Annotated in this window: 20 protein-coding genes and 1 tRNA gene; 12 read left to right on the top strand and 9 right to left on the bottom strand. The window is 64.2% G+C overall.

The annotated features are described in order from the left end of the window. Positions 1–239: 239 nt before the first annotated feature. Entirely contained in the window at positions 240–602 is a 363-nt protein-coding gene (locus QMG80_RS10575) for a TIGR02300 family protein (protein WP_085773812.1), read from the bottom strand. A 212-nt stretch (positions 603–814) separates the two neighbouring features. Here QMG80_RS10575 and QMG80_RS10570 point away from each other — a divergent pair. The 5 genes from QMG80_RS10570 (at position 815) to QMG80_RS10550 (ending at position 5,266) form a co-directional block, all read left to right on the top strand. Further along, positions 815–888, top strand: a tRNA-Gly gene (locus QMG80_RS10570). A 129-nt stretch (positions 889–1,017) separates the two neighbouring features. Then, the gene (gene queG, locus QMG80_RS10565; RefSeq protein ID WP_158658843.1) at positions 1,018–2,142 is read left to right on the top strand and encodes a tRNA epoxyqueuosine(34) reductase QueG; all 1,125 of its coding nucleotides are present in this window, start codon (positions 1,018–1,020) and stop codon (positions 2,140–2,142) included. A gap of 210 nt (positions 2,143–2,352) precedes the next feature. Further along, positions 2,353–3,594 carry a hypothetical protein gene (locus QMG80_RS10560; protein ID WP_085772794.1) on the top strand — a complete coding sequence of 414 codons (1,242 nt, stop codon included), beginning with the start codon at positions 2,353–2,355 and terminating at the stop codon, positions 3,592–3,594. A 39-nt stretch (positions 3,595–3,633) separates the two neighbouring features. Then, positions 3,634–4,659 (top strand): WD40 repeat domain-containing protein, encoded by a 1,026-nt coding sequence (locus QMG80_RS10555; protein WP_085773811.1) that lies wholly within the window; start codon positions 3,634–3,636, stop codon positions 4,657–4,659. A gap of 16 nt (positions 4,660–4,675) precedes the next feature. Beyond that, entirely contained in the window at positions 4,676–5,266 is a 591-nt protein-coding gene (locus QMG80_RS10550; protein WP_085772793.1) for a malonic semialdehyde reductase, read from the top strand. A 400-nt stretch (positions 5,267–5,666) separates the two neighbouring features. On the opposite strand, the gene QMG80_RS10545 is transcribed toward QMG80_RS10550, so the two are convergent. Beyond that, a complete protein-coding gene (locus tag QMG80_RS10545; protein WP_085772792.1) occupies positions 5,667–8,009 on the bottom strand; it encodes a YncE family protein in 2,343 nt (780 codons plus the stop codon). Between the two features lie 529 nt (positions 8,010–8,538). On the opposite strand from QMG80_RS10545, the gene gmd reads away from it, so the two are divergent. Then, the gene (gene gmd / locus QMG80_RS10540; RefSeq protein ID WP_085772791.1) at positions 8,539–9,543 is read left to right on the top strand and encodes a GDP-mannose 4,6-dehydratase; all 1,005 of its coding nucleotides are present in this window, start codon (positions 8,539–8,541) and stop codon (positions 9,541–9,543) included. 135 nt (positions 9,544–9,678) lie between these two features. Beyond that, complete coding sequence (locus QMG80_RS10535; RefSeq protein WP_085772790.1) at positions 9,679–10,659, top strand: NAD-dependent epimerase/dehydratase family protein; 981 nt, start codon at positions 9,679–9,681, stop codon at positions 10,657–10,659. A gap of 24 nt (positions 10,660–10,683) precedes the next feature. On the opposite strand, the gene QMG80_RS10530 is transcribed toward QMG80_RS10535, so the two are convergent. After that, on the bottom strand, positions 10,684–11,169 hold the full coding sequence (locus QMG80_RS10530) for a DUF2165 family protein (RefSeq protein WP_085772789.1): 486 nt from the start codon (positions 11,167–11,169) through the stop codon (positions 10,684–10,686). Positions 11,170–11,445: 276 nt separating this feature from the next. On the opposite strand from QMG80_RS10530, the gene QMG80_RS10525 reads away from it, so the two are divergent. The 3 genes from QMG80_RS10525 to QMG80_RS10515 all read left to right on the top strand — a co-directional run bounded on the left by QMG80_RS10525 (position 11,446) and on the right by QMG80_RS10515 (position 14,828). Beyond that, a complete protein-coding gene (locus QMG80_RS10525) occupies positions 11,446–12,183 on the top strand; it encodes a transglycosylase SLT domain-containing protein (protein WP_085772788.1) in 738 nt (245 codons plus the stop codon). 540 nt (positions 12,184–12,723) lie between these two features. Beyond that, positions 12,724–13,617: an NAD(P)-dependent methylenetetrahydromethanopterin dehydrogenase gene (locus QMG80_RS10520; RefSeq protein ID WP_085772787.1), complete on the top strand. Its 894-nt coding sequence runs from the start codon at positions 12,724–12,726 to the stop codon at positions 13,615–13,617. Positions 13,618–13,769: 152 nt separating this feature from the next. After that, the gene (locus QMG80_RS10515; RefSeq protein WP_085773810.1) at positions 13,770–14,828 is read left to right on the top strand and encodes a hydantoinase/oxoprolinase family protein; all 1,059 of its coding nucleotides are present in this window, start codon (positions 13,770–13,772) and stop codon (positions 14,826–14,828) included. A 120-nt stretch (positions 14,829–14,948) separates the two neighbouring features. Here QMG80_RS10515 and QMG80_RS10510 read toward each other — a convergent pair whose 3' ends face one another. The 6 genes from QMG80_RS10510 to QMG80_RS10485 all read right to left on the bottom strand — a co-directional run bounded on the left by QMG80_RS10510 (position 14,949) and on the right by QMG80_RS10485 (position 19,771). Beyond that, a complete protein-coding gene (locus QMG80_RS10510; protein ID WP_085772786.1) occupies positions 14,949–15,530 on the bottom strand; it encodes a hypothetical protein in 582 nt (193 codons plus the stop codon). Between the two features lie 340 nt (positions 15,531–15,870). Continuing rightward, entirely contained in the window at positions 15,871–16,440 is a 570-nt protein-coding gene (locus QMG80_RS10505) for a DUF4337 domain-containing protein (RefSeq protein ID WP_085772785.1), read from the bottom strand. Positions 16,441–16,635: 195 nt separating this feature from the next. Next, entirely contained in the window at positions 16,636–17,253 is a 618-nt protein-coding gene (locus tag QMG80_RS10500; RefSeq protein WP_085772784.1) for a hypothetical protein, read from the bottom strand. Positions 17,254–17,443: 190 nt separating this feature from the next. Beyond that, the gene (locus QMG80_RS10495; protein WP_085772783.1) at positions 17,444–17,656 is read right to left on the bottom strand and encodes a hypothetical protein; all 213 of its coding nucleotides are present in this window, start codon (positions 17,654–17,656) and stop codon (positions 17,444–17,446) included. Next, complete coding sequence (locus QMG80_RS10490) at positions 17,653–19,074, bottom strand: radical SAM protein (protein WP_085772782.1); 1,422 nt, start codon at positions 19,072–19,074, stop codon at positions 17,653–17,655. Before QMG80_RS10490 ends, QMG80_RS10495 begins: the two co-directional genes overlap by 4 nt. Then, a complete protein-coding gene (locus tag QMG80_RS10485) occupies positions 19,052–19,771 on the bottom strand; it encodes a prolipoprotein diacylglyceryl transferase family protein (protein ID WP_085772781.1) in 720 nt (239 codons plus the stop codon). Before QMG80_RS10485 ends, QMG80_RS10490 begins: the two co-directional genes overlap by 23 nt. A 129-nt stretch (positions 19,772–19,900) precedes the next feature. Here QMG80_RS10485 and QMG80_RS10480 point away from each other — a divergent pair, with 129 nt between their 5' ends. Beyond that, positions 19,901–20,698: a creatininase family protein gene (locus QMG80_RS10480; RefSeq protein ID WP_085772780.1), complete on the top strand. Its 798-nt coding sequence runs from the start codon at positions 19,901–19,903 to the stop codon at positions 20,696–20,698. A gap of 177 nt (positions 20,699–20,875) precedes the next feature. Then, positions 20,876–21,367, top strand: coding sequence for a Spy/CpxP family protein refolding chaperone (locus QMG80_RS10475; RefSeq protein ID WP_085772779.1), 492 nt, complete (start codon positions 20,876–20,878; stop codon positions 21,365–21,367). Positions 21,368–21,415: the final 48 nt, after the last annotated feature.

Raw genomic sequence — 21,415 nt, 5'->3', positions numbered from 1 at the left:
TGAGCGGCTTCGGCCCGGCGGTCCCGAGTCGCGTGCACGGCCATATTCCGTATTTGCTACAAGACGGAGACACGGCGGCGGCGCCGCGCGGGATCAGCGAGAAATCAAAGGTTCTGCAACGGGAGTCTCAATGAAAAATGCTGGGCGTCCCGGTTCAATTCGCCAAGGAGGCGGATAAGCGCGTCGGGGCTGTCGCCCCGACGATGTCGTTCAAACCGAAGCGAGCCGACGCGTTCGACTCAGCCCTCTTCATCCGTTTCGATGTCGCCGTCGATGAGGCCGGAAACGTCGTCCTCCTCGCCCTCTTCCTCCTCGAGGAAGGTGTCGTCCGCCTCGTCGCCGTCGTCGAGCTCGACATCGTCGTCGATCGGAACCGCATCGGCCTTGTTCTCGGCCTCCTCCACCTCGGACAGCGAGACCGTCTCGGCCTCGTCCTTGTCGCTCTCCGCCTCGTCATCGGCGGGGCGCACGGACCGCGCCATGGATGCGACATGGAACGCCGCGCCGCATTTGGGGCAAATGATGGGGTCTCGGTTGAAGTCGTAAAATTTCGTCGCGCAGGACTGGCATTGCCGCTTGGCGCCGAGTTCGGGTTTGGCCACGATGTCGCGATCCTTCAAGAATTAGCCTGTGTCGAACGCCCTGTAAGGCGGCCGGGTCGGGCGCTGGGGTTAGTTTGCCGAGGCGCCGCTGTCAAATAAGAAATCGCAAGGGGCGCTCGAAGGCGCAAGCGAGGCTTGGCCTTCAGCGCGAGACGGCCGGAGCGCTTCCTGGCTGTTGCCAAGCGCGGCGAGGCTTGGCATAGGTGAGTTGCGCGGGTGTAGCTCAATGGTAGAGCAGCAGCCTTCCAAGCTGAATACGAGGGTTCGATTCCCTTCACCCGCTCCAGCTGCAGCGCAGGCGAGAAGCCCTTGCCAAAGACCCGCTAAATGCTTGGCAGAATTCGCTCCGACATCTGAATCGCTCGCGATTCCCGACCACCCAAGCGGCCTGGCTCGAGGCAAGAGCGCGCTGGCGTTGCGCGACGCAATCCGCGCAAAGTCTCGGGAGCTCGGCTTCGACGCCTGCGGCTTCGCGCGGCCCGACGCGATCCCGCTCGCCGCCGAGCGCCTGAACGCCTGGCTCGCTTCCGGCGCGCATGGCGAGATGGGCTGGATGGCCGATCGCGCCGATGCGCGCGGCTCGCCGCAGCGCTTGTGGAGCGAGACGCGCAGCGTCGTCCTGCTCGGCATGAATTACGGCCCCGGCTTCGACCCGCTCGCGGCGACAGGGACCGCCGATCGCGGCGCGATCTCCGTCTATGCGCAGGGCCGCGACTATCATGACGTGCTGAAAGGCCGCCTGAAGCTCCTCGCGGGCTTCATGCTGTCCAGGGCGGGCGGCGGCGCTGTGAAGGTGTTCGTCGACACGGCGCCCGTCATGGAGAAGCCGCTCGCCGAGGCCGCGGGGCTCGGTTGGCAGGGCAAGCACACAAATCTCGTCTCTCGCGGTTTCGGCTCCTGGCTCTTCCTCGGCGCGATCTTCACCGATCTCGAGCTTTCGCCAGACGCACGCGAGTCGGATCATTGCGGCTCCTGCCGCGCCTGCCTCGACGCCTGCCCGACACAGGCCTTCCCGGCCCCCTATCGCCTCGATGCGCGGCGCTGCATCTCCTATCTCACGATCGAGCACAAAGGCCCCATCCCCGAGGAGTTTCGGGCGGCGATCGGCAATCGCGTCTACGGCTGCGACGACTGCCTGGCCGTCTGTCCCTGGAACAAATTCGCGCAAGCCGCGCGGGAGGCGAAGCTTGCGGCCAACGCGAGCTTGCGCGCGCCGCGTCTTGCGGATTTGGCGGCGCTCGACGAAGCCGCGTTTCGCAGGCTCTTCGCCGGCTCGGCCGTCAAGCGCATCGGCCACGCGCGCTTCCTGCGCAATGTGGCGATAGCAATCGGCAACAGCGGCGATTGCGCGCTCGCCGCCACGCTGCTTCCGCTGCTCGACGCGGTCTCACCGCTCATTCGCGGCGCCGCGGTATGGGCGCTGGGCCGGCTCCTCGACGCCGACGCCTTTTCGCAGCTCGTGAAAGCGCGACTTCGCGAGGAGCGCGACCCGAGCGTGGCCGCGGAGATTGCAAAGATGTCACACTGCTGGAAAAAGTGAAGCCGGAGCCGGTTTGATTGTTGCATTGAGCAAATAATGGGCGACTATTGGAAGCGCCCGCCACGTCACGTTCGACCTGAATTCCCGTCCACCGCAGCCTCGGGAGTCGACGCCGCCGCGGCGGGCCGAGCCGTCCCTGGCCGCGCCGCCCTTTAAAGCCCTATTTTTCGGGCGACGCGATCGCATTCTCGCCGCCCCGTACGAAGTCGCATGACCGCTTTCACGCCGCCCCACACCAAAGAGAATCCCGCGCTGGAAGCCGGAAGGCTCCTGACGCGGATCGGGGTGTTTTTGCTCTTCGTCGTGGCGCTCATCGCCCCCATTATCGCGGGACTAACCATCTATATTCTCCTGCCGATCGGGGCCGTGCTCCTGCTCATGGGCGCGGCGGTCGCGCCCAATCGACGCGAAAAGACGGCGCCCTTGCGCGAATTCCTGACGGCGCCGCCTTTCCTCGCCGCGCTGTTCCTGGCGGCGTGGGCCGCCCTGTCGCTGAGCTGGACGCCTTTCCAGGGCGGCCCGGCGGAACGCTATTGGAAGGACGCCGGCACGCTCTTCCTCGCCGCGATCGCCTGCGGCTTTCTGCCGACGCGCACGCGCATCTGCGATCTGAACCTTCTCCCCATCGGCGTCGCCGCGGCGGCTGTCGGCATGATCGGGGCGGCGGCCTATGGGCTTTTTGCGCATCGCTCGTTCACGCTCGAGGAGATCCTCGACGGCGACGCGCTGGCGCGCTCGGGCGTCGGTCTCGTGCTGATCATGTGGCCGGCGGCCGGCGCCTTGGCGATGCGCGGAAAATGGCGCTTCGCCGCCGCTCTGATGCTGGTTTCGGGCCTCGCGGTTCTCTTGTCGGGAGCGCAGAACGTCGCGCCGCCGCTCATCGCGGGGTTTGCGATCTTCGGCCTCTCCTTCGGCCGCCCGCGCGAGGCGCGGCTGTGGCTCGCGCCCATCGCGGCGGCGGCGATTCTATTCTCCCCCTTGCTCGCGCTCGGCGTGCGCTTTCTTTATCACGGCCACGCGCCGGAGCTGCTGAAGAGCCTGGACGTATGGGGGCACATCTTTGCGAGCGGTGGCGTCCGGTCCCTGCTCGGCCACGGCTTCGGCTCGGCGATCTACGGCCTCTTCGGCGGCTATCTCGATCCGAAGTCGCCGCGGAGCCTCGCCTTCCAGATCTGGTTCGATCTCGGAATCGTCGGCGCCGGGGCTTTTGCCCTCGCCGCCTATGAGGCCGTTTCGTTTGTCGGCCTCGCGCGGCCTTCGCTCGCGCCTTTCCTTCTGGCGGGCCTCTCCGCCGGTCTCGTCGTCTGCCTGCTCGGGCCTGCCGGCGAGCAGCTCTGGGCCTTCACGCTGGAGGGGCTCGCCGTGGTGGCCTTCGTCATGGTCATGCGCGGGCAGTTCGGAAAGAAGCGGCCACATTTGCCGCGCTGGGCGATCGTCGATGACGAGGACTGATCGCATGAAGCGCCGCGCACGGAAAGGAAGATGCGGCGCGTGACGCAAAACTCACCCTCTCTCACCGACCAGGTCGCGGAAATCAAGGCGGAAGAAGCCGTGGTCGCGGCGGCTTTCCTCTCGTCCATTCCCTTTTTCGTGCTGGCGCACGGCGTGACGCTACGCATGAGACCTGACGGCGCTTTCGAGACGGACGCGCGCGTTGCGGCGCATGCCGACGGCGCCGCGCTTTGCGCCGCGAGCGACGGGGTGCGGCTCATCTCGGGCGGCGACGACGGGCGCATCGTCGAGATTTCGGCTACGGGCGAGACCCGCCTCGTCGCCGAGGAGGCCGGCCATTGGATCGACGCCGTGGCGCTGCGCCGCGACGGCGCCTTGGCCTGGACGGCCGGCCGCAACGCGCGAGCTCGTCAGGCTGAAGGCGAGATCAAGACGCTCCCCCTGCCCTCCACCTCGCGCGGCCTCGCCTTCTTGCCCAAGGGCTTTCGCTTGGCCATCGCGCATTACAACGGCGCGACGCTCTGGTATCCCGGCGCGAGCGCAAAGCCGGAAACACTCGAGTGGAAAGGCGCGCATCTCGACGCCACCGTCTCGCCCGACGGCCGCTTCCTCGTCACCTCGATGCAGGAGAACGCGCTGCACGGCTGGCGCCTCTCGGACCGCAAGAACATGCGCATGTCCGGCTATCCGACCAAGACCCGCTCCTTCTCCTGGTCGCCGGATGGCAAGTGGCTCGCGACTTCGGGCGCCGACGCCTGCATACTCTGGCCTTTCGAAGGCAAGGACGGCCCCATGGGCGCGCAGCCGCGCGAATGTGGCGTGCGCGCCGGCGTCGGCGTCACGCGCGTCGCCTTCCATCCGCAAGCGCTCGTCGTCGCGATCGGCTATGAGGACGGCATGATCCTGCTGACCAGAATCACCGACGCCTCGGAGATTCTAGTCCGCCGGCCCGCGGGCGGCGAGCACGCGCGGATTTCGGCGCTCATTTGGGACACGCAGGGCCAGCGCCTCGCCTTCGGCGCGGAAAACGGAATGGCCGGCCTTCTGAGGTTGCCGCAGGCGTGAGCGAGGCAGACACCCGATGAGCGAGAAACTTGCGAAGGAAGCGCTGGAGCAGCTCTTCACCAAGGCGCGCACGCACAACGGCTGGCGCGAGGAGGAAGTCCCTGACGCGCTGCTGCGCGAGGCCGTCGACATCGCCAAATGGGCGCCGACGAGCGCCAATAGCTCGCCGATGCGCGTCCTGTTCCTGCGCTCCCGGCAAGCCAAGCAGCGCCTCGCGCCGGCGCTCATGCCGGGCAATCTCGAGAAGACGATGGCGGCGCCCGCGGTGGCGATCGTCGCCTATGATCTCAACTTCTATGAGCATTTGCCGCGGCTCTATCCCGCGACCGACGCGCGCGCCTGGTTCGTCGGCAATGAGGCGCTGATCGCCGAGACTGCGTTCCGCAATGGCACGCTGCAAGGGGCCTATCTGCTGCTGGCGCTGCGCGCTATGGGCCTCGACTGCGGGCCCATGAGCGGTTTTGACAAGGCGATGGTCGACGCGGAGTTCTTCCCCGAGGGGACGGTGAAGTCGAATTTTTTGATCAACATCGGCTATGGCGATGCGACGAAGGTCTATCCGCGCGGGCCCAGATTTGCGTTTGAGGAGATCGCGAGGATTTTGTGAGTCATCCCGGCAATGCGCACGAGCGAGGGTGGGAAGAACGCGATGAGCCGGATCTCTGCGGTCGCCGCCTATTCGCTGGGACTTTCGTCCTTTAAAGCGGATTTCAACGGCTCGGGGTTCCTCAGCCTTTTCCGCTGCACTGGCGGGTCGCGCCCCGCCCTTCTTAGCATCGCCAACCCCTCACCGTGAGGAGCCCGCGAAGCGGGCGTCTCGAAGGGTGGGGCCAAGCGTAGCCTGAAGCCTGCATCCTTCGAGACGCGCCTTACGGCGCTCCTCAGGATGAGGGCTAGAGCGGTCCCGATCGCGTGGAATCACGCGATCGGAAGGGACTAAGCTCCAAATCAAAAACTGAGAGCATCTCCTGATCGGAAAACCGCTTCGCAGTTTTCCGTGACAAGCTCTACAATCCGCCCTTGGCGTCGACGACAAAGACTCGGCTCGTGGTCTGCGGGTTGAGGTCGCCCTGGTCGAGCACGAACACCTGGCCCGTCGCCGGGTTGACCGTCACGCTTTTCAAGTCGACTTGATCGAAGCACGGGGTTTGCGCGGTGTCGCAAAGTCGCGAGTTGAAGTTCACGGTAGAGCCCAGCCTGCCCGTGCGCCCGTCGAAAAGCCAAAGCGCGGGCGTCACGAAATTGCTCACGAACACATTGTGCCTCCTTGGATCGACCGCGAGACCGTAATCATCCGGCTGCACGTAATCCATGCCCAGCACCACGTTCCTCTCGCCGTCGATCGTGACGACGCGCCCGTCGTTCTGGCCAAGCACGTAGACGCGGTTCAATTCTTCGTCGATCGCGACCTTGGTCAGCCCCGAGGACATCTGCAAGCAGCTGTTGGGGCCGCCGGCCGATTGGTAGCAACCCGCGGGCAAAGCCGGCTGCCCGACGCCGCCGATGACGCCGATCTTGCGGTCGGTCGCGCCATCGATCACCCAGACCGTCCCTTCGGAGAACTGGCTGACGTAGATCATGTTCGTCCGCTGGTTGATCGCGACGCCGCCCGCGTCCGGATCGGGGATCGACTTCAAGACCCGCTGGGAAACCGGATCAATGACGTCGATCTGCGAGAAACCGTTCACCGCATAGAGCTTGCCTGTCCGGCGGCTGTGGACGAGACCCTGCGGATTGAGCCCCAACACGCCTGTCGCAACCGCGTCCGCCGTAAAATTGGCCAAGCGTGAGCCATGCGCGCCGTCGAGCACGGACACCGATCCGTCGCCGTTGTACGTATAGAGCGTGTTCGCGCTCTCATTGATGGCAATCGCTCTCGGCGAGGCGCCCACAGGTATCGTCGCCGTCACAGCGCCGGTGAGCGGGTCCAAGGCCGAGACGCTGTTCGCGCCGGAATTGGCGATATAGAGCTTGTTCGCGCGCGCATCGAAGGCGGCGTCGATCGCGCCGGCGCCTGCCGCCAGTGTGGCCGTCCCCGCCAGCGCCGCCCGGGGCGGTCTTGCGTCGTCCGCGTCGCCCGGGAGCTTTGTCTCCGTGGGCTTCAACACATAGAGATAGCTGTAAGCATTGGGGACGTTGGACAGGAACGGAGAGCTTCCCGGGCCGACATACTGGCCGCCGTAACCGACATAGATCTTGCCGTTCACAGGATTGACCGCGGCGGCGCCGATCGAGCCGAGCGAGGCGCTGACCGTCACGAGGCAGGACGCGTTGGGATTGAGCACGACCCAGCCGGCGTTGCAGCCCAAGGGGAAAGGACCGGGGCCTACGCCCACATTCGCCGTGCGCTTGCCGCTTACGCTATCGATCACGGCCATCGTATCGAAGCTGACGTCGAACTGATAAATTCGCTTGCGGACGGGATCGAGGGCGAGGACATAGGTGAACCAGTTGAAGAAATCGAGCCCGATCACCTTGTCCGTCGCGCCGTCGATGGTCGTGAGGCTGCCGTCATTGATGCCAACGACGTAGACCCGGTTGGTGTTTTCGTCGACCGCAACCTGGTCGAGCCAAGAGCCCTGACTGACGCAATTGTTGGTCGCGAGACAGCCGGGCGGCTGCGGCCCCTGACCCGCGACGATGCGGTCGATCACGGTGTCGGTCGCGCCGTCGATGACGACGAGCCCGTCGTAGATCGTCTGCGCATAAATGCGGTTGGTCTTGCGATTGACCGCCATCCATTCATGGGGGTTGCTCGTGACGAAGATCGTCGCGGCGATCGCCTGCTTGCGCGTGTCCCAGACGACGATGCGATTGCCCTGATTGTTGTACAGGATCATGTAGAGCTTGCCGGTCTCCGGATTGCAGACCATGCCGTCGACATTGGTGATCGTATTGGTGGGCCACGGCGCGAAAGTCCCCGTCACCGAGTTTGTCGCGCCGTCGATGACGGTCACGACGCCGTTTTCTGACAATGAGTAGACGGTGTTGGTGCGATCATCGACGCAGGATTGATAGATCCCGTAGTAGCCGTTCACATTTGGAGCCGTGCCCGCGGGAATGGGAATGACCTTGATAATCGTGTCGGTATCGCCGTCGAGCACAGTTATTGCGGAAGTGTTCGACACATAGACGCGGCCGGTTTTGGCGTTGACCTGCACGTCGTCGATGCCGACATTCGTGCTGTAGGGCTCGGGCGACATCGGAACGATGGAGACGACCTCCGCGCTCGGCGCCTTAGCATCCTCCGCTCGGACCGGCGCCGCGAGCGCGGCGACAACGAAACAACCCCACGCCGCCATGCAGACCGTCCTGGCGCGCGCGCGCAAACTCCCATTTTTCACGAACATGTTTGGCCTCCTCGCATCGGATGCGAAGTTGCCCCAGATTCTCGAATATTGCAAACATTTGGCCTTGTATTTTCAGTCACATCAAGTGATGTAATTCGTCACGCGAGGTGACTTTCTCAGTCACGTGAACAGACCTCTTTAGTCACGCCGCGTGACTCCAGTTCAGCATTAGGCTCTGAGCATGAGCGAACTCCGCAAAGCTAGACGGAGCTTTGCGACAAGAGCTCTCAAACATTGCGCTCTGGCGAGATTTCTTATCGCGCAAACGATTCCGTCTAAGCTGTAAGCGCGCCCGCCATCAAAATAGGCGGTGCACGGCCTCCGAACCGCTCCCGCTTAGCTCAGCGTCGAAAATTCACGCACTGCACGGCCCGACAGACAGACGCCCCGCGGACAGAGAGCCGGCAGTCAGGCGCCTGTTCCGCACTTGCCAGCTCGAAGCCCGTTCTATATCCCAATTGATCGAATAGCCTGTTTTTCGAGCCTTTGCGGCAAGAAAAGCGCCCTTTTTTAGGATGTAGGACAAGGAATGACGAAGCGCGCGCTCATCACGGGCGTCACGGGACAAGACGGCGCCTATCTCGCGCAGCTTCTGCTCGGGGAAGGCTACGAGGTGCATGGCGTCGTGCGGCGCTCCTCGCATAGCGGCGTCGACGATCACCGGCTGCGCTGGCTCGGGGTAGCCGACTCCGTGCGCCTGCATGACGGGGATATGGGCGACCTCTCGAGCCTCGTGCGCATCGTGCAGGAGACGAAGCCCGACGAGATCTACAATCTCGCGGCGCAGTCCTTCGTCGCCTCCTCCTGGCGCCAGCCGATCCTGACGGCGAACATCACGGCTGTCGGCGTCGCCAATATGCTCGAGGCGATGCGCATCGCCGCGCCGCAGGCGCGCTTCTATCAGGCCTCGTCGTCGGAGATGTATGGGCTGATCCAGCAGCCGATGCAGAACGAGAAGACGCCCTTCTACCCGCGCTCTCCCTATGCCGTCGCCAAGCTCTACGGACACTGGATCACCGTGAACTATCGCGAGAGCTTCGGCATGCACGCGTCCTCCGGGATCCTCTTCAATCATGAGAGCCCGCTGCGCGGCGAAGAATTCGTCACGCGCAAGGTCACGACCGGCGTGGCGCGGATCAAGCTCGGGCTCGCCAGGGAGCTGCGGCTCGGCAACATCGACGCCAAGCGCGACTGGGGCCACGCGCGCGACTATGTGCGCGCCATGTGGCTCATGCTGCAGCAGGAGAAGCCGGACGACTATGTCGTCGCGACCGGAGTCACCACGACGGTCCGCGACATGTGCCGCATCGCCTTCGACCACGTCGGGCTCGACATGGAGACGCATCTCGTCATCGATCCGGCCTTCTATCGGCCGGCCGAGGTCGAGGTGCTGCTGGGGGATTCAACAAAGGCGAGAGCCAAGCTCGGATGGTCGCCGAAGATCGCGCTCGGCGAGCTCATTCGCGAGATGGTCGAGGCGGACCTCGCGCGTCTCAAGCGCGGCGAAGGGCGCTCCATTCCGTCAGGCGCCTAGAGCATGTCACGGAAAAGCGCCAAGCAGTTTTCCGGCCAGGACATGCTCTAAGTTTTTGACCTGGCGCGATTCCTAATCGCTCGAACGAATCCGTTCGAGCGAGAAGCGCGCTAATCGACGAAGGTCCAGCCCGCCATGGCCCGATACGAACGCATTCTCATGACTGGCGGCGCGGGCTTCGTCGGCTCGCATCTCGCGCCCCTCCTCGCGGCGGATTATCAGGAGGCGCGGCGCGCGATCCTGACCCTGCCGGGCGGCGGTGCCGTCGATCCCGCCTGGGAAGCGCTCGAAGGCGATCTCCTCGACGTCGAGACGCTCGAGAGGACGATTCGCGAGTTCCAACCCGATCTCGTGGCGCATCTCGCCGGCCAGGCGTCGATCGGCCACGCCTTGCGCGCGGGCGAGGCGACGTGGCGGGCCAATTTCTGCGGAAGCCTGAATCTCGCCTCCGCTCTCGCGCGCCATGCGCCGCAGGCCGTCACGCTCTTTTCCTCGAGCGCCTCCGTCTATGGCGCGAGCCTCAAGGACGGGCCCGCGCAGGAGGAGACTCCGCTCCGGCCTCTCGACGCCTACGGCCGCTCGAAAGCCGCGGCGGAGGCCATGCTCGGCGACGTTCTGGGACCGCAGGCGCGTCTGATCGTTCTGCGTCCAGTCAACCACACCGGGCCGCGGCAGAGCCCGCAGAATTTCGTGCTCTCCTCTTTCGCCGCCCAGATCGCGGCGATCGAAGCGGGCCGCCAGGCCCCGCGCCTCAAGGTCGGCGATCTCGCCAAGGCGCGCGATTTTCTCGACGTGCGCGACGTCGTCGCCGCCTATCGCGCGCTTATCGCCCACGCTGATTCTCTCCCCGGACGGGTGAGTTGCTTTAACGTCGCCTCTGGCGCTCCGATCGCGATCGGCGCGTTGCTCGAGGGTCTTCGCGCCCTGTCGCGGCGGCCTTTCGAGATCGAGGTCGAGACCACCTTGCTGCGGCCGTCCGCCGTGGACCTGCCGAGCGTCGCGCTCGATGCGGGCAAGCTACGCGAAGCGGTCGGCTGGCGCCCTGCTCATTCGACGCAGGACATGCTGGGCGCGCTCCTCGATTACTGGCGCTCGGTCGAAGCCGCGAAGGCCTGAGAGCAAGGCCGCCATTTCAAGCAATCAGAAGTCGCGCTGGACGACGAAGATCAGGACCACGCCGATGACCGCCGCGAAGCGGAAAGCCGACTCCTGATAATTCCAGCCGTTGGCGCGCCACATTTCAAACCATTCGCCGCCGACGACGAGGAATCCGAAAAAATAGAGGAGAAACATCGCGACGAGACCGGCGACGGCGAGCCGCTTGCTCTCGTTGAAGACGGCGCCGTCGAGCCTGACCGAGCGCGTCATCTGCCCAGCGCCCGCTACACAGAACAGGCCGGCGGCCAGCTCCGTCAGGATGATGAACCCATAGGCGAGATGATGCAGCGTCCCCAGCGTGATCGCGCGCCAGCGGAAGGCGGCGCCCTGCGGCAGCGCGTCCATTGAGAGGACGTGCTGCACGGCCGCGAAATTCGTCTGATAGTCGAAGATGTTGTCGAGGCCGACGAGCAGCGCGAAGAGGCCGACGCTTGCCGTCAGCGCGATTTTGGCCAGACGTGGTGTCAATGTTTTCTCTCCCCGCGGGCGAGCCACGGCCGCGCGCGATGGGAAAATGATCGACGACGTCCGCTGTTGTAAACCGGTTCTGCGTCGAGGCCGTTAGATATATTTTTACTGTTGCGAAAAAGACACAGCCCCTGCCGAAGATCAGGCTTTGACTGAGGTTCGTCCCAGGCTGCAGAGCTAGAGGCGGCGCCGATCCGGCGTTTTCCCGGCAAAAGCGCCGTCGGCCAAGACCGCGGCGCCAGAATTTCGCCTCTTTTCGGCGGTGACTTTTGCGCCATGAAACAGTCGTGCGCCAAAGCAACTCTCGCCGCGGTTCTCGTAGCCTCCCTCGCGCAGGCGGGCTGCTCGGGCCATGATCCACACGACTTTCTCGCACGCGCCCCGGACTCCGAGGTTCAAGCGGCGAGGGCCAAGAGCCGCGAGGAGATTTGCGAGCGGATCACGCATCATGCAAAGCTCAATCATATTCCGGAGTCGCTGATTCACAGAGTCGTGCAGCGCGAGAGCAAATATGATCCCACGTCGCGCCACGGCGCCTATTGGGGCCTGATGCAGATCAGCCACAGCACGGCGAAGAGCATGGGCTATTCTGGTCCGCCGATCGGACTGCTCGACCCGGAAACCAATCTGCGCTACGCGGTCGCCTATCTCGCCAACGCCTATCGTGTGGCCGGCGGCGACGAGAAGCGCGCGCAACGGCTTTACATGCGCGGCTTCTATTTCGACGCGAAGCGCAGCGGCCGATTGACCCTGCTGCATCCCGCACTCTCAGACCCCTCCGCCGACCCCAGCTCGGCAGAGGCCCAGAGCGCCGAAGCGCCGGCCAATGATACGCAGGCGGCCCCGCAATCCGCCGCTGCGGAGCAGGCTTCGGAAGCCCTGGATCAAGCCGCGCTCGAACACAATCCCGCCAATGCGGAAAACCACCTCGATAACGAATATCTGGAACGCGTCTCACAGGAGACGCCCGCTTCCGCTTCCAAGAAGCGAGGTCGCAAGACCGCCTCCCGCTGAGCCGCTCCAGCCCCGCTCCGCCGCGCGCTAGCGCGTCTCCCGCTCGAACGGAATCGTTCGAGCGATAAGGAATCGCGCCAAGTCAAAAAGTTGGAGCATGTCCTGACCGGAAAACCGCTTCGCACTTTTCCGTGACATGCTCTAGGCGAGAAACCTCTAGACATTGCCGCGAGACTTTGGTCTATCCCGTGCCGCCGGCCCGGGCCGGAGCTTAGCGCGTCTCCCGTTTGAACGAAATCGTTCGAGCGATGAGAAACAACGCCAAATCAAACGGTTGGAGGGAATTCTGATCGCAAAAGTCTGTCAACTTTTGCGGAATTCGCTCTAGCGCGTCTCCCGCTCGAACGGAGTCGTTCGAGCGATAGGGAGCCACGCCAAATCAAAGAGTTGGAGCGAATTCTGATCGCAAAAATCTGTCAATTTTTGCGGAATTCGCCCTAGCGCCTCAGTGGGCGGCCGACTTAAGCGGGCGAGAGGCCCCTGAGCCCGAAGGCCGCGCCCTCCCCCGCCGCCAATTCAAACGAAAGGATCTGGAGCTCCATGACCGCCAAAGCCATTCTCCATATGTTGAGCACGTTGAAGCATATGAGCCCCTTCGACGTGAACATGGCGGTCGACGCCGGTTACGACGTGACGATCCCATATGCCAACGTCACGATCGAGGAAGTGCCGGCCCTCGTGCAGGACGCGATGTTCTCGCGCGCGCCTTCGGCGGCGCTGCGCACCGGCATCTTCTTCGCGGGCCGCGACGCCGTGCTCGCTCTCGACATGCTCGACGTCGCCAAGAAGTCGCTTTTGAAACCCTTTGAGGTTTCGCTCTTCGCCGACCCCTACGGCTCCTTCACGACGGCCGGCGCGATGGTCGCCTGTGTCGAGAAGCTCCTGCGCGAGAAGAAGCAGCGCGAGCTCAAGGGCGTAAAGATCATCATCTACGGCGCCACAGGCGTCGTCGGCTATTCTGCCGGCGTCATCGCCGCGCTTGAAGGCGCACAGGTCACGATGGCCGGCTATAGCGGTCTCGATCGCGTCCGAAAGCTCACCGATGAGATCGAGCATCGTTTCAACGTCAAATGCACGCCGGCCGACGGCAGCACGGGCGAGGCGGTTCGCGCATTGCTCCTCGACAATGAGATCGCTCTTTGCGCCGCGCGCGCGGGCGTCCAGGTCCTCTCGAAGGAGGATCTCGCCGCGGCCAAGTCGCTGCTGATCGCCGCTGACGTCAACGCCGTGCCGCCGCTCGGCGTCGAAGGCTGCGGCCTGCACGACAACGGCGCCGTCATCTCGCCGAATGGGGCGCTGGGCATCGGCGCGCTGGCGATCGGCAACGTCAAATACGGCACGCAGTCGGGCCTCTTCAAGCAGATGACCGATGCGACGCAGCCGCTCTGCCTCGATTTCCGGCACGCCTTCGCGCTGGCCCGGACCTTGGTGTAAGGCGAAAGTTTTCGTGCGAGTTCACGAAGGGGAGCCCTCGCCGGCTCCCCTTTTTGGCTTGGCGCGGGGCTCTGCTCTAGACTTTTAGAAGCGATCACGTTTTCTGCGTTCAGGCGATTCCGCCTGAGCGCAGCGTGATCTGGGACAATGTCGTGAGCGCAATTATCGGCTGGGACATCGGCGGCGCCCATGTGAAGGCCGCGCGCGCCGAGGGCGGCGTGGTCGTGGCGGCGGCGCAGATCCCCTGCGCGCCCCACTTGGGCCTGGCCGAGCTCGAAGCCGCCCTGCGCGCGATGCGCGATCGGATGGGCGCCGCCGATCGCCACGCCGTCACCATGACGGCCGAGCTATCCGACGCCTTCGCCGACCGCCGGCGCGGCGTGATTTCCATCGCCGCCATTTTTTCGCATGAGCTGTCGCCGGACGCGCTCTTCTATGCGGGCGCGAGAGGCTTTGTCGAAAAGCAAGACGTCGCGATCGCGGCGGGGTCGATCGCCTCGGCCAATTGGCGGGCGCCCGCCGAGCTTTTGGCGCGGGAAATGGAGACGGCGCTTCTCATCGACATGGGCTCGACGACGACCGATCTGACGCTCGTCCGCGACGGCCGCGTCATGGGCCAGGGCGAAGATGACGCGAGCCGGCTCGCGCTGGGCGAGCTCGTTTACGCCGGTCTGCTGCGCGGCGATCCTGCCGCAGGACTCAGTCTCGCGCCGATCGACGGGCGTTGGGCCGCGCTCATGGACGAGCGCTTTGCGACAATGGCCGACGTGCGTCGCCTGACCGGCGATCTCTCGCCCGAGACGGATGCGCTTCCCGCCGTCGACGGCCGCTCCAAGAGTCCTGACGACACGCGGGCGCGACTGGCGCGGCTCGTCGGCCGCGATGTTGAGAGCGGGACGCCGCAGCAATGGGACGCGCTCGCGCGCTTCTTCGCTCGCGCGCAGCTGCGGCGGATTGAGGATGCGATCGCGCTCGCAGCCTCGCGCGAGCCGGCGGCGCTCTCGGCGCCTATTGTCGGCGCGGGGATTGGCCGCGGCGTGATCGCCGATTTCGCCAAGCGCGAGGGACGCGGCTATCGCGATTTCAGCGAGTTCCTGCCCGTCGCGCCGGCGGCGACCGCCGCGTCCGCCGACTTTGCCCCAGCCTGTGCGGTCGCATTGCTCGCGAAGCCGCAGCGAGCCGGCGCCTCGCGAGTCGAGCAGAGGGGATGAGAGACCTCACGCTGCGTTCACGCGGAATCGCCTGAACGCAGATAACGTGATCGATTCCAAAGGTTTAGAGTGCGATTTGTGCGAAAAACCGCTTCGACTTTTTCGCATCGCGCTCTCGCATCATTTAGAAAAGAATAAGATGCCTCCCTGCACGACGCCCATGACTATTCCCAAAACTTGCCATGCGGCGGCCACGCGCTTCCCTAGGTCGCTAATCTTACTCTCGTCAGTCGTTATGATCGTTGTCGCGATCTGTTGAAGCACCGGTTTGGCGTCGCTGGCGACCAAAATCGCAACAGGCGTAGCCAGCAAAATCACCAATGAAAACCCGGCAAGAGCCAGCGTCCACATCACACTGAATTTTCCGCTCGCGATCGTCATCAGCAAAGGCGGAGCGATGAACGTAGCAATGATGGCGATTGGCGGCCAAAGAAGCATCAGGCGCTCCTTTGATAGCCATCCGCCGTTGAAAGCGCCGCGTTCAATGAAAAATCCAGAAGCGATGACGAACAGAAGCCAATAAAAAATGGCTGGAGTCGGTCCCATCGTAGCGCCGTTCTTTACGACATGGTCGAGATACAAGCCGCAGAACGCCCCTAGCACGCAAGAAAAGGCTACGCCCGTCCGACGCTGGTTGTCCAGCGTAGGCGGCAACGCGTGATCATGACTCGGAGTCTGCTTCGCTGACGCTAGCGTGTCCATGTTGTCGTCTCCAATAAGGTTCAGCATCGCGACTTGGCGGGTGACTATCCGCGAGAGCCCGATGCAAGAAAGTGGAAGCTGGTTTTACTTTTGCGACCAGAAATCGCTCCAAACTTTTGATTGGCGCGGTTCCTTATCGCTCGAACGATTCCGTTCGAGCGCGAAACGCTCTAGAACGCGCTCTAACTATTTATAATCAAGGACATTTTCTAAGATCAGGCATCCGCCTGATCTTAGCGCGAGGCAGCGCGCTCTCTGAAGCATGACCCATATCTTACCATGAAACCTGGCTGCCGCGAGCGTCGCATGCGATGTTGACGTGATGAAATCCCGGCCCGCCTCACAAATAGGCGTAGCCGGCCAGCGCGACGCCCGCCACGCCGAGCGCGATGCCGAGCCCCCAGGGCCAGCGGCGACCGCCGGTGATGATCGCGACGGTGGTAATGGCGATGGCCACGTGCAGCAAGGTCACGCCCACGGTCAGCACGTGATGCCGATGCTCATGGCGCTCCGCTTCATGCAGGCGAGTCTCGACCTCGCTTTCCAGACTGTCGGCCTTCTCCCTGATCGCCTTCGACTCGGCCTCGTTGCGCGCCGCCTGCTCTGAAAAATTTTGCGCGAGCGCGCCCTGGCTCTGCCTGGCGGCGATCTCATAAGCGTTCTTCTTGACGCTCTTCGCCTGGAAGAACGACCATTGGTCGGTCGTCTTGTTTTGCAGCAGCGCCGCGCGGTTCTGCTCGGAGAGCGCCGCCGCGGTCTCGAGCGATTCGAGGCTGCCGACCGTCGCGGCGGCGACGGCCAGAATAGCGATGGTGACGGAAACGGTCAGGAGAAACGGCGTCCCCGAATGCGCCGCATGCTCGGCGTGTTCGGCGTGTTCGAAATGCTCGGTCGGAAGCTCATCGGTCATGATCTTTCCCCGCGGCCGGTCCCCTAGATCGGGCTGCTTTGAACGGAGTCATTCGCCGCGCGCGCTAGCACGACGCCGAGCAGCGCAGAGACCTCCTATGGCCGTCCTCGCCCAACGTGGGAGGCCCGAGAAGCAAATTGGCGAAGGAAGCGGCCCCCGAAGGCTCGCGACGCGCCGCGTGAAATTACGACGGCGTCACCTCGAACCGAAGGTGGGCAAATAGCTCGCCGGATTCCACCAGCTCGTCGTCTCTTGCTTTTCTGGGGCGGAGCGGCCAGCGGTCGCCGAGGCGCCGGAGGCCGTCTGCGCCGAGGCGACGGAGGACGGCTGCGGCGAATTTTCCTTCGAAGAAGACCCGAAATAGCCCATCGGGTTCCACCAGCTCTTCGCCTCCTCCTTGGTCTTCAGCCGGGAAAAGGGCTTGTTGGGCTGCCGGAAGCCATAGGGCGGCTGGGTCAGATTATCGCGCGAGGGCTCGTCGGCCGAGGTCGGTTGCCCGCTGACGACGCGAGCGCTTTGCCGCCGGCTCGCAGAGGTCTGATCGACGGGGAAAGACGGAGGACGCGAGTCGCCCTCGGCGCGCGGCTCCGGCAGAGCCTTGCGATCGGGCGGCACGACGAGCTTGGGGCGCTCGCGATAGTCGATCTTCTGGCTGTCGTCATTGGAGATGACGCCGATCGCGGTTCCGATCGCCGCGAAGGTTCCGGTGTCGTCGCTCCCCGCCCGAGCGTCGAGGACGCCCATGAGCAAGAGAACCGCGCCGAGCGCAGTCGGCGCGCCGATCGATCGAGCGTTGATGCGCAAAGAAGACATGAGGCGACGACTCCTAATTCCCTGGCCAAAGCGATGACCCTGTCCCCTATGCTTGCCCCGAGTTCTTGACCTTTTGGAGGCAGCCAGGATCATTAGAAAGTCGTTGAATTATAAAACGTCCGCCGCCCCAGGGCGCGAAACGAGAAAGCGCAAACCCCTCTTTCGCCCAAATCGCGCTCTCGGAGGGCCCTCAACCCTTCTCCTGGCCGCTCTCTTTCGACCGCCACGCGCCGCGGAGAAGGAAAATTCCGGCAAGGATCGGCGGCAACGAAAAGGCCATGACGATCCCGACCGTGCCGGGCTCGAGGCCGCCCCCTGCAAGAAAGAGGATCGCGCACGCGCCCGGCAGCAGGATCAGCGACCCGCCGACGATAATCAACAAGACATGCAAGAACGTCTTCACGATTGCGCCTCCTTGGCGAGATTCCGTCGCATCGCGTCGATTCGGCGGTCCCGGTAGAAGAGATTGTAAGTGTCGAAAGGGATGATCGCGCCCTGCGGCGTTACGAAATGGACGCAGGAGCGTTTGACGCCGGCAAGACAGAAATTATGCGCGTCGAGGAATTCGATCACCGAGACGCGAAACACATTCTCATAAGTGAGGCCTTCCGGAACGGGTACCTTCGGCAGGCAGCAAAGCAGCGCCGATATGCGCTCGATCGCGCAATCCGGCCCCGTCGACAGCGAGAAGAGCTCGAGAATTCGCCGCTGGAGCTCGGGATATTTCTCGAAAGTGATCGCATTGGGCATCTCGGACAGGAGCTCGGCCGCGTCGATCGCCGCCGTGACCGGCGCGACCGCGCGGCCCTCGCGCAGGCCATAGCCGATCGTGATCGCCGAGGGATTGCAGGGCAGCGGGATCATGTCCTCTTCGCCGAAGACGCCCGAGTCCTCGACGATGCGTCGGCGGATGTCGGCAAGCGTCACGCGATCGCGGGCGGGGTCGAAATCTTCGTTGCGCCCGGCGTCCTGCACGGGCTGGAAGCTCACGCCGCGCACGCAGCGCCAGTCGAGCGCGTGCTGAACGATCGGCCCCATCTCGGCGTCATTGACGCCCTTCTTGACCACGCAGACGAGCGTCGTCGAGATCTTGTGCTTTTCCAAGTTCTCCAGCGCTTGCTGACGGATGCGGCGCAAATCCGCGCCGCGCAGCCGCATGAGCGCCTCGCGCTCGAGCGAGTCGAACTGCAGATAGACCTCGAGCCCGCGCCGGCGCTCGGCCAAAGCCGCGACGAAACTCTCGTCCTCGGCGATCCTGACGCCATTGGTGTTGATCATCACATGACGGATGGGCTTGCTTCTGGCGAGGTCGAGGATTTCGAAGAATTGGGGATGCAGCGTCGGCTCGCCGCCCGAGAGCTGCACCACATCGGGCTCGCCTTCGCTCTCGACCAGCGCATCGAACATGCGTTCGATCTCCGCGAGCGGCCGGTGGAAGGGATTCGCCGGCGAGGAGCCGGCGAAGCAGACCGGGCAGGAGAGATTGCAGTGGTCGTTGATCTCGACGATCGCCAGACAGCTATGCTGCTCGTGATCGGGACAGAGGCCGCAATCATAAGGGCAGCCGAAATGGGTGTGGCTTTGCGTCTTCAGCGGCCGATCGCCGGGCTTCAGGAAATCCCGCTGCCACTTGAAGAATTTGGCGTCCGTCGAGACCAACGCCTTCTTGACGCCATGCGTCCGGCACCGCTTTTCGTAAAAGACATTTTCGCCCTCGATGCAGATCTTGGCCGGAACGAGGGCTAGGCATTCGTCGCAAAGCGAGGTCGTCTGACCATAAAAGATATAAGGACGCGCTTTACGCGCGAAGGGGGCGTTCATGCTGCGGCTCCTTCGCGGTCGCGAGCATCGCCGCCGCATAGAGGATCAGGATCATAGACAGAAGCTGAAACAGCGTGAACGGTCCCAAAATCCGGCCATAGGGCTTCAGGAACTCCCAGAGAAAGCGCTGCGCGCCGTAATAGAGAACCGCGAGGTAGAAGCCGTTTCGAGCGACATAGGCGTTCTTTGCGGCGAGCGCCAGGATGTAGAACAGCGCAAAGAGCGCCATCGCGGCGCTTTCATAGAGCTGCACGGCGTGGCGTTTCACCCCGTCGCCGAAATCATAGCCGATGGCGAGATCGGTCGGAACGCCATGGGTGAAGTCGTCGAGGCCAGCGAGAAAGCAGCCGATTCGCCCGACCGCGACGCCGACCGCGAGCGGCAGCGCGTAACGCGCGCCGGTTCGCTCTTCTAGGCCGGCAGCCCGCTTGTAGATTTCGACAAAGACGATGCCGCCAAAGAGCCCGCCCTCGATCGAGCGCGCAATCGCCGGCGCGCCGCTGAGATAAAGGTTGAGACTCCCCAAGCCATAGGCGCCGAACGCTGCGCCGCAGACGAGGGCCGCGAGATAGGGCAGCCGGTTCGCCTGCGGCAAGGGCCGAACAACGGGCGTCCGCTGCGCGACCCAATAGGCCGCGAGCCCGGCGGCGAGCCAGGCGAGAATGTCGAAGAGCGAATGCAATGCGAGGCCGGACATGGCGCGTCGCCTCCCTGCATGCGACGAGGATAGTATAAGCCAAGCTTCCGCAGGAACAGAAACGCGGGTCGAGCGTCACGCGAGATTCCTGCCCTGTCCCGCGTCGCCCAAACCGGCTACAACCCCGTCATGCCCTCGCCCTTCTGGTCCGAGCTCAAGACGACCGATTTTGCCGCGCTCGACTGGACGCGCACGATCGTCGTTCTGCCGTTCGCGGCGATCGAGCAGCACGGTCCACACCTTCCTCTCGGCGTCGACGCGATGATCATGGAAGGCATGATCGCGCGCATCGCGCCGCTGCTGCCGGCTGCGCCCCGCGTGCTCTTTCTACCGCTCCAGAGCGTCGGCGTCTCGACGGAGCATCGCGACTTTGCTGGCTCCCTGAGCCTCACGCCCGAGATCGCGCTCGCCATGCTCATCGAGCTTCTCGAAGGTCCGATCGCGAGTGGCGCCAGGAAGCTCCTGATCCTGAACTCGCACGGCGGCAATTCACCGCTCGTCACGCAGGCGGCGCTAGAGCTGCGCGCGCGCCACGGCGTGCTGGCCGTGACTTGCTCCTTCGCGCGTTTCGGCTGTCCGCCCGGGCTCTTTCCGGTGGACGAGTTGCGCCACGGAATTCACGGCGGGGCGGTTGAGACCTCGTTGATGCTGCATTTTCGCCCCGATCTCGTCGACATGGACCGCGCCGAAAACTTTCCCGTTGCGACGCGGGACCTCGCGCGAGACTTCAAATGGCTCTCCGCCGACCGCCCGGCGGGCTTCGGCTGGATGGCGCAAGATCTCTCGCCTGCCGGCGCCATGGGCGACGCGACGGCTGCAAGCGCAGAGAAAGGCGAGGAGATCGCGGCCCAGTGGGCGCGAGCTTTCGTCGAGCTTATCCGTGAGGCCGACCTATTCGATCTTGCCCGTCTTGCTTCGCGACGCTGACAAAAGCGGCGAAATTCTCGGAAACATCGATTTCAAAATGACGAAATAGTCTGGAGACAAAGCCTCCACTCAGGACAAAGCCAGGAAATATCGCCTCGCCATAGTCGGTGGCGCTTCAGAGGGCGCGGGTCCCGCGTCCGGCTTGAAGCGCAATCACTCCCTACTGGAGGCCTTTCCATGAAAAAGTCACTCGCGCTCGCCGCCCTCCTCGCGGCAGGTCTCGTGGCCCCGGCGGTTTCGACGATCGCGGCTCCGCAGGACATGCGCGCCGAACAGAGCGAGCGTCCGAAGCTGTCCCCCGAGGATTTCGCCGCTCTGGCCGACGCGCGCGTCGCCGCGCTGAAGGCGGGGCTGAAGCTCACCCCCGCGCAGGAGAAGAACTGGCCCGCCGTCGAGGCGGCGATTCGCGAAGGCGCCAAAGCGCGCGCCGAGGACCATGAGGAATGGCGAGAATTGCGCCATGAGGGAGGCGAGGGCCATCGCAACGCTATCGAGGCGATGCAACTCGCGGCCAAGTCGATGCAGGAGCACGCAGCGCGACTGACGGCGCTCGCGGCCGCCGCAAAGCCGCTCTACGAAAGCCTCGATGAGGCGCAGAAGCAGCGCTTCGGCATGCTGATCCACGCCGGCCATCCCCCCCACCACTGGCGGCACGGCGGCGAAGGCTGAATCGGAAGGAGCGCGCCCTTCACTCTCCGCGCGGGGGCGCGCTCCTTT

This window comes from Methylocystis bryophila (assembly GCF_027925445.1).
Taxonomy (GTDB): Bacteria; Pseudomonadota; Alphaproteobacteria; order Rhizobiales; family Beijerinckiaceae; genus Methylocystis; species Methylocystis bryophila.
The sequence above is the reverse complement of the archived record's forward strand: the minus strand, read 5'-3'. Positions and strand labels throughout refer to the sequence as shown.

Excerpts from the sequence above, each read along its gene's own strand:
- QMG80_RS10490 (WP_085772782.1), bottom strand. The coding sequence starts at position 19,074 with ATGAACGCCCCCTTCGCGCGTAAAGCGCGTCCTTATATCTTTTATGGT.
- QMG80_RS10525 (WP_085772788.1), top strand. The coding sequence starts at position 11,446 with ATGAAACAGTCGTGCGCCAAAGCAACTCTCGCCGCGGTTCTCGTAGCC.
- QMG80_RS10480 (WP_085772780.1), top strand. The coding sequence starts at position 19,901 with ATGCCCTCGCCCTTCTGGTCCGAGCTCAAGACGACCGATTTTGCCGCG.
- QMG80_RS10520 (WP_085772787.1), top strand. The coding sequence starts at position 12,724 with ATGACCGCCAAAGCCATTCTCCATATGTTGAGCACGTTGAAGCATATG.
- QMG80_RS10560 (WP_085772794.1), top strand. The coding sequence starts at position 2,353 with ATGACCGCTTTCACGCCGCCCCACACCAAAGAGAATCCCGCGCTGGAA.
- gmd (WP_085772791.1), top strand. The coding sequence starts at position 8,539 with ATGACGAAGCGCGCGCTCATCACGGGCGTCACGGGACAAGACGGCGCC.
- QMG80_RS10505 (WP_085772785.1), bottom strand. The coding sequence starts at position 16,440 with ATGACCGATGAGCTTCCGACCGAGCATTTCGAACACGCCGAACACGCC.
- QMG80_RS10545 (WP_085772792.1), bottom strand. The coding sequence starts at position 8,009 with ATGTTCGTGAAAAATGGGAGTTTGCGCGCGCGCGCCAGGACGGTCTGC.
- QMG80_RS10535 (WP_085772790.1), top strand. The coding sequence starts at position 9,679 with ATGGCCCGATACGAACGCATTCTCATGACTGGCGGCGCGGGCTTCGTC.
- QMG80_RS10485 (WP_085772781.1), bottom strand. The coding sequence starts at position 19,771 with ATGTCCGGCCTCGCATTGCATTCGCTCTTCGACATTCTCGCCTGGCTC.
- QMG80_RS10475 (WP_085772779.1), top strand. The coding sequence starts at position 20,876 with ATGAAAAAGTCACTCGCGCTCGCCGCCCTCCTCGCGGCAGGTCTCGTG.
- QMG80_RS10500 (WP_085772784.1), bottom strand. The coding sequence starts at position 17,253 with ATGTCTTCTTTGCGCATCAACGCTCGATCGATCGGCGCGCCGACTGCG.
- QMG80_RS10510 (WP_085772786.1), bottom strand. The coding sequence starts at position 15,530 with ATGGACACGCTAGCGTCAGCGAAGCAGACTCCGAGTCATGATCACGCG.
- QMG80_RS10550 (WP_085772793.1), top strand. The coding sequence starts at position 4,676 with ATGAGCGAGAAACTTGCGAAGGAAGCGCTGGAGCAGCTCTTCACCAAG.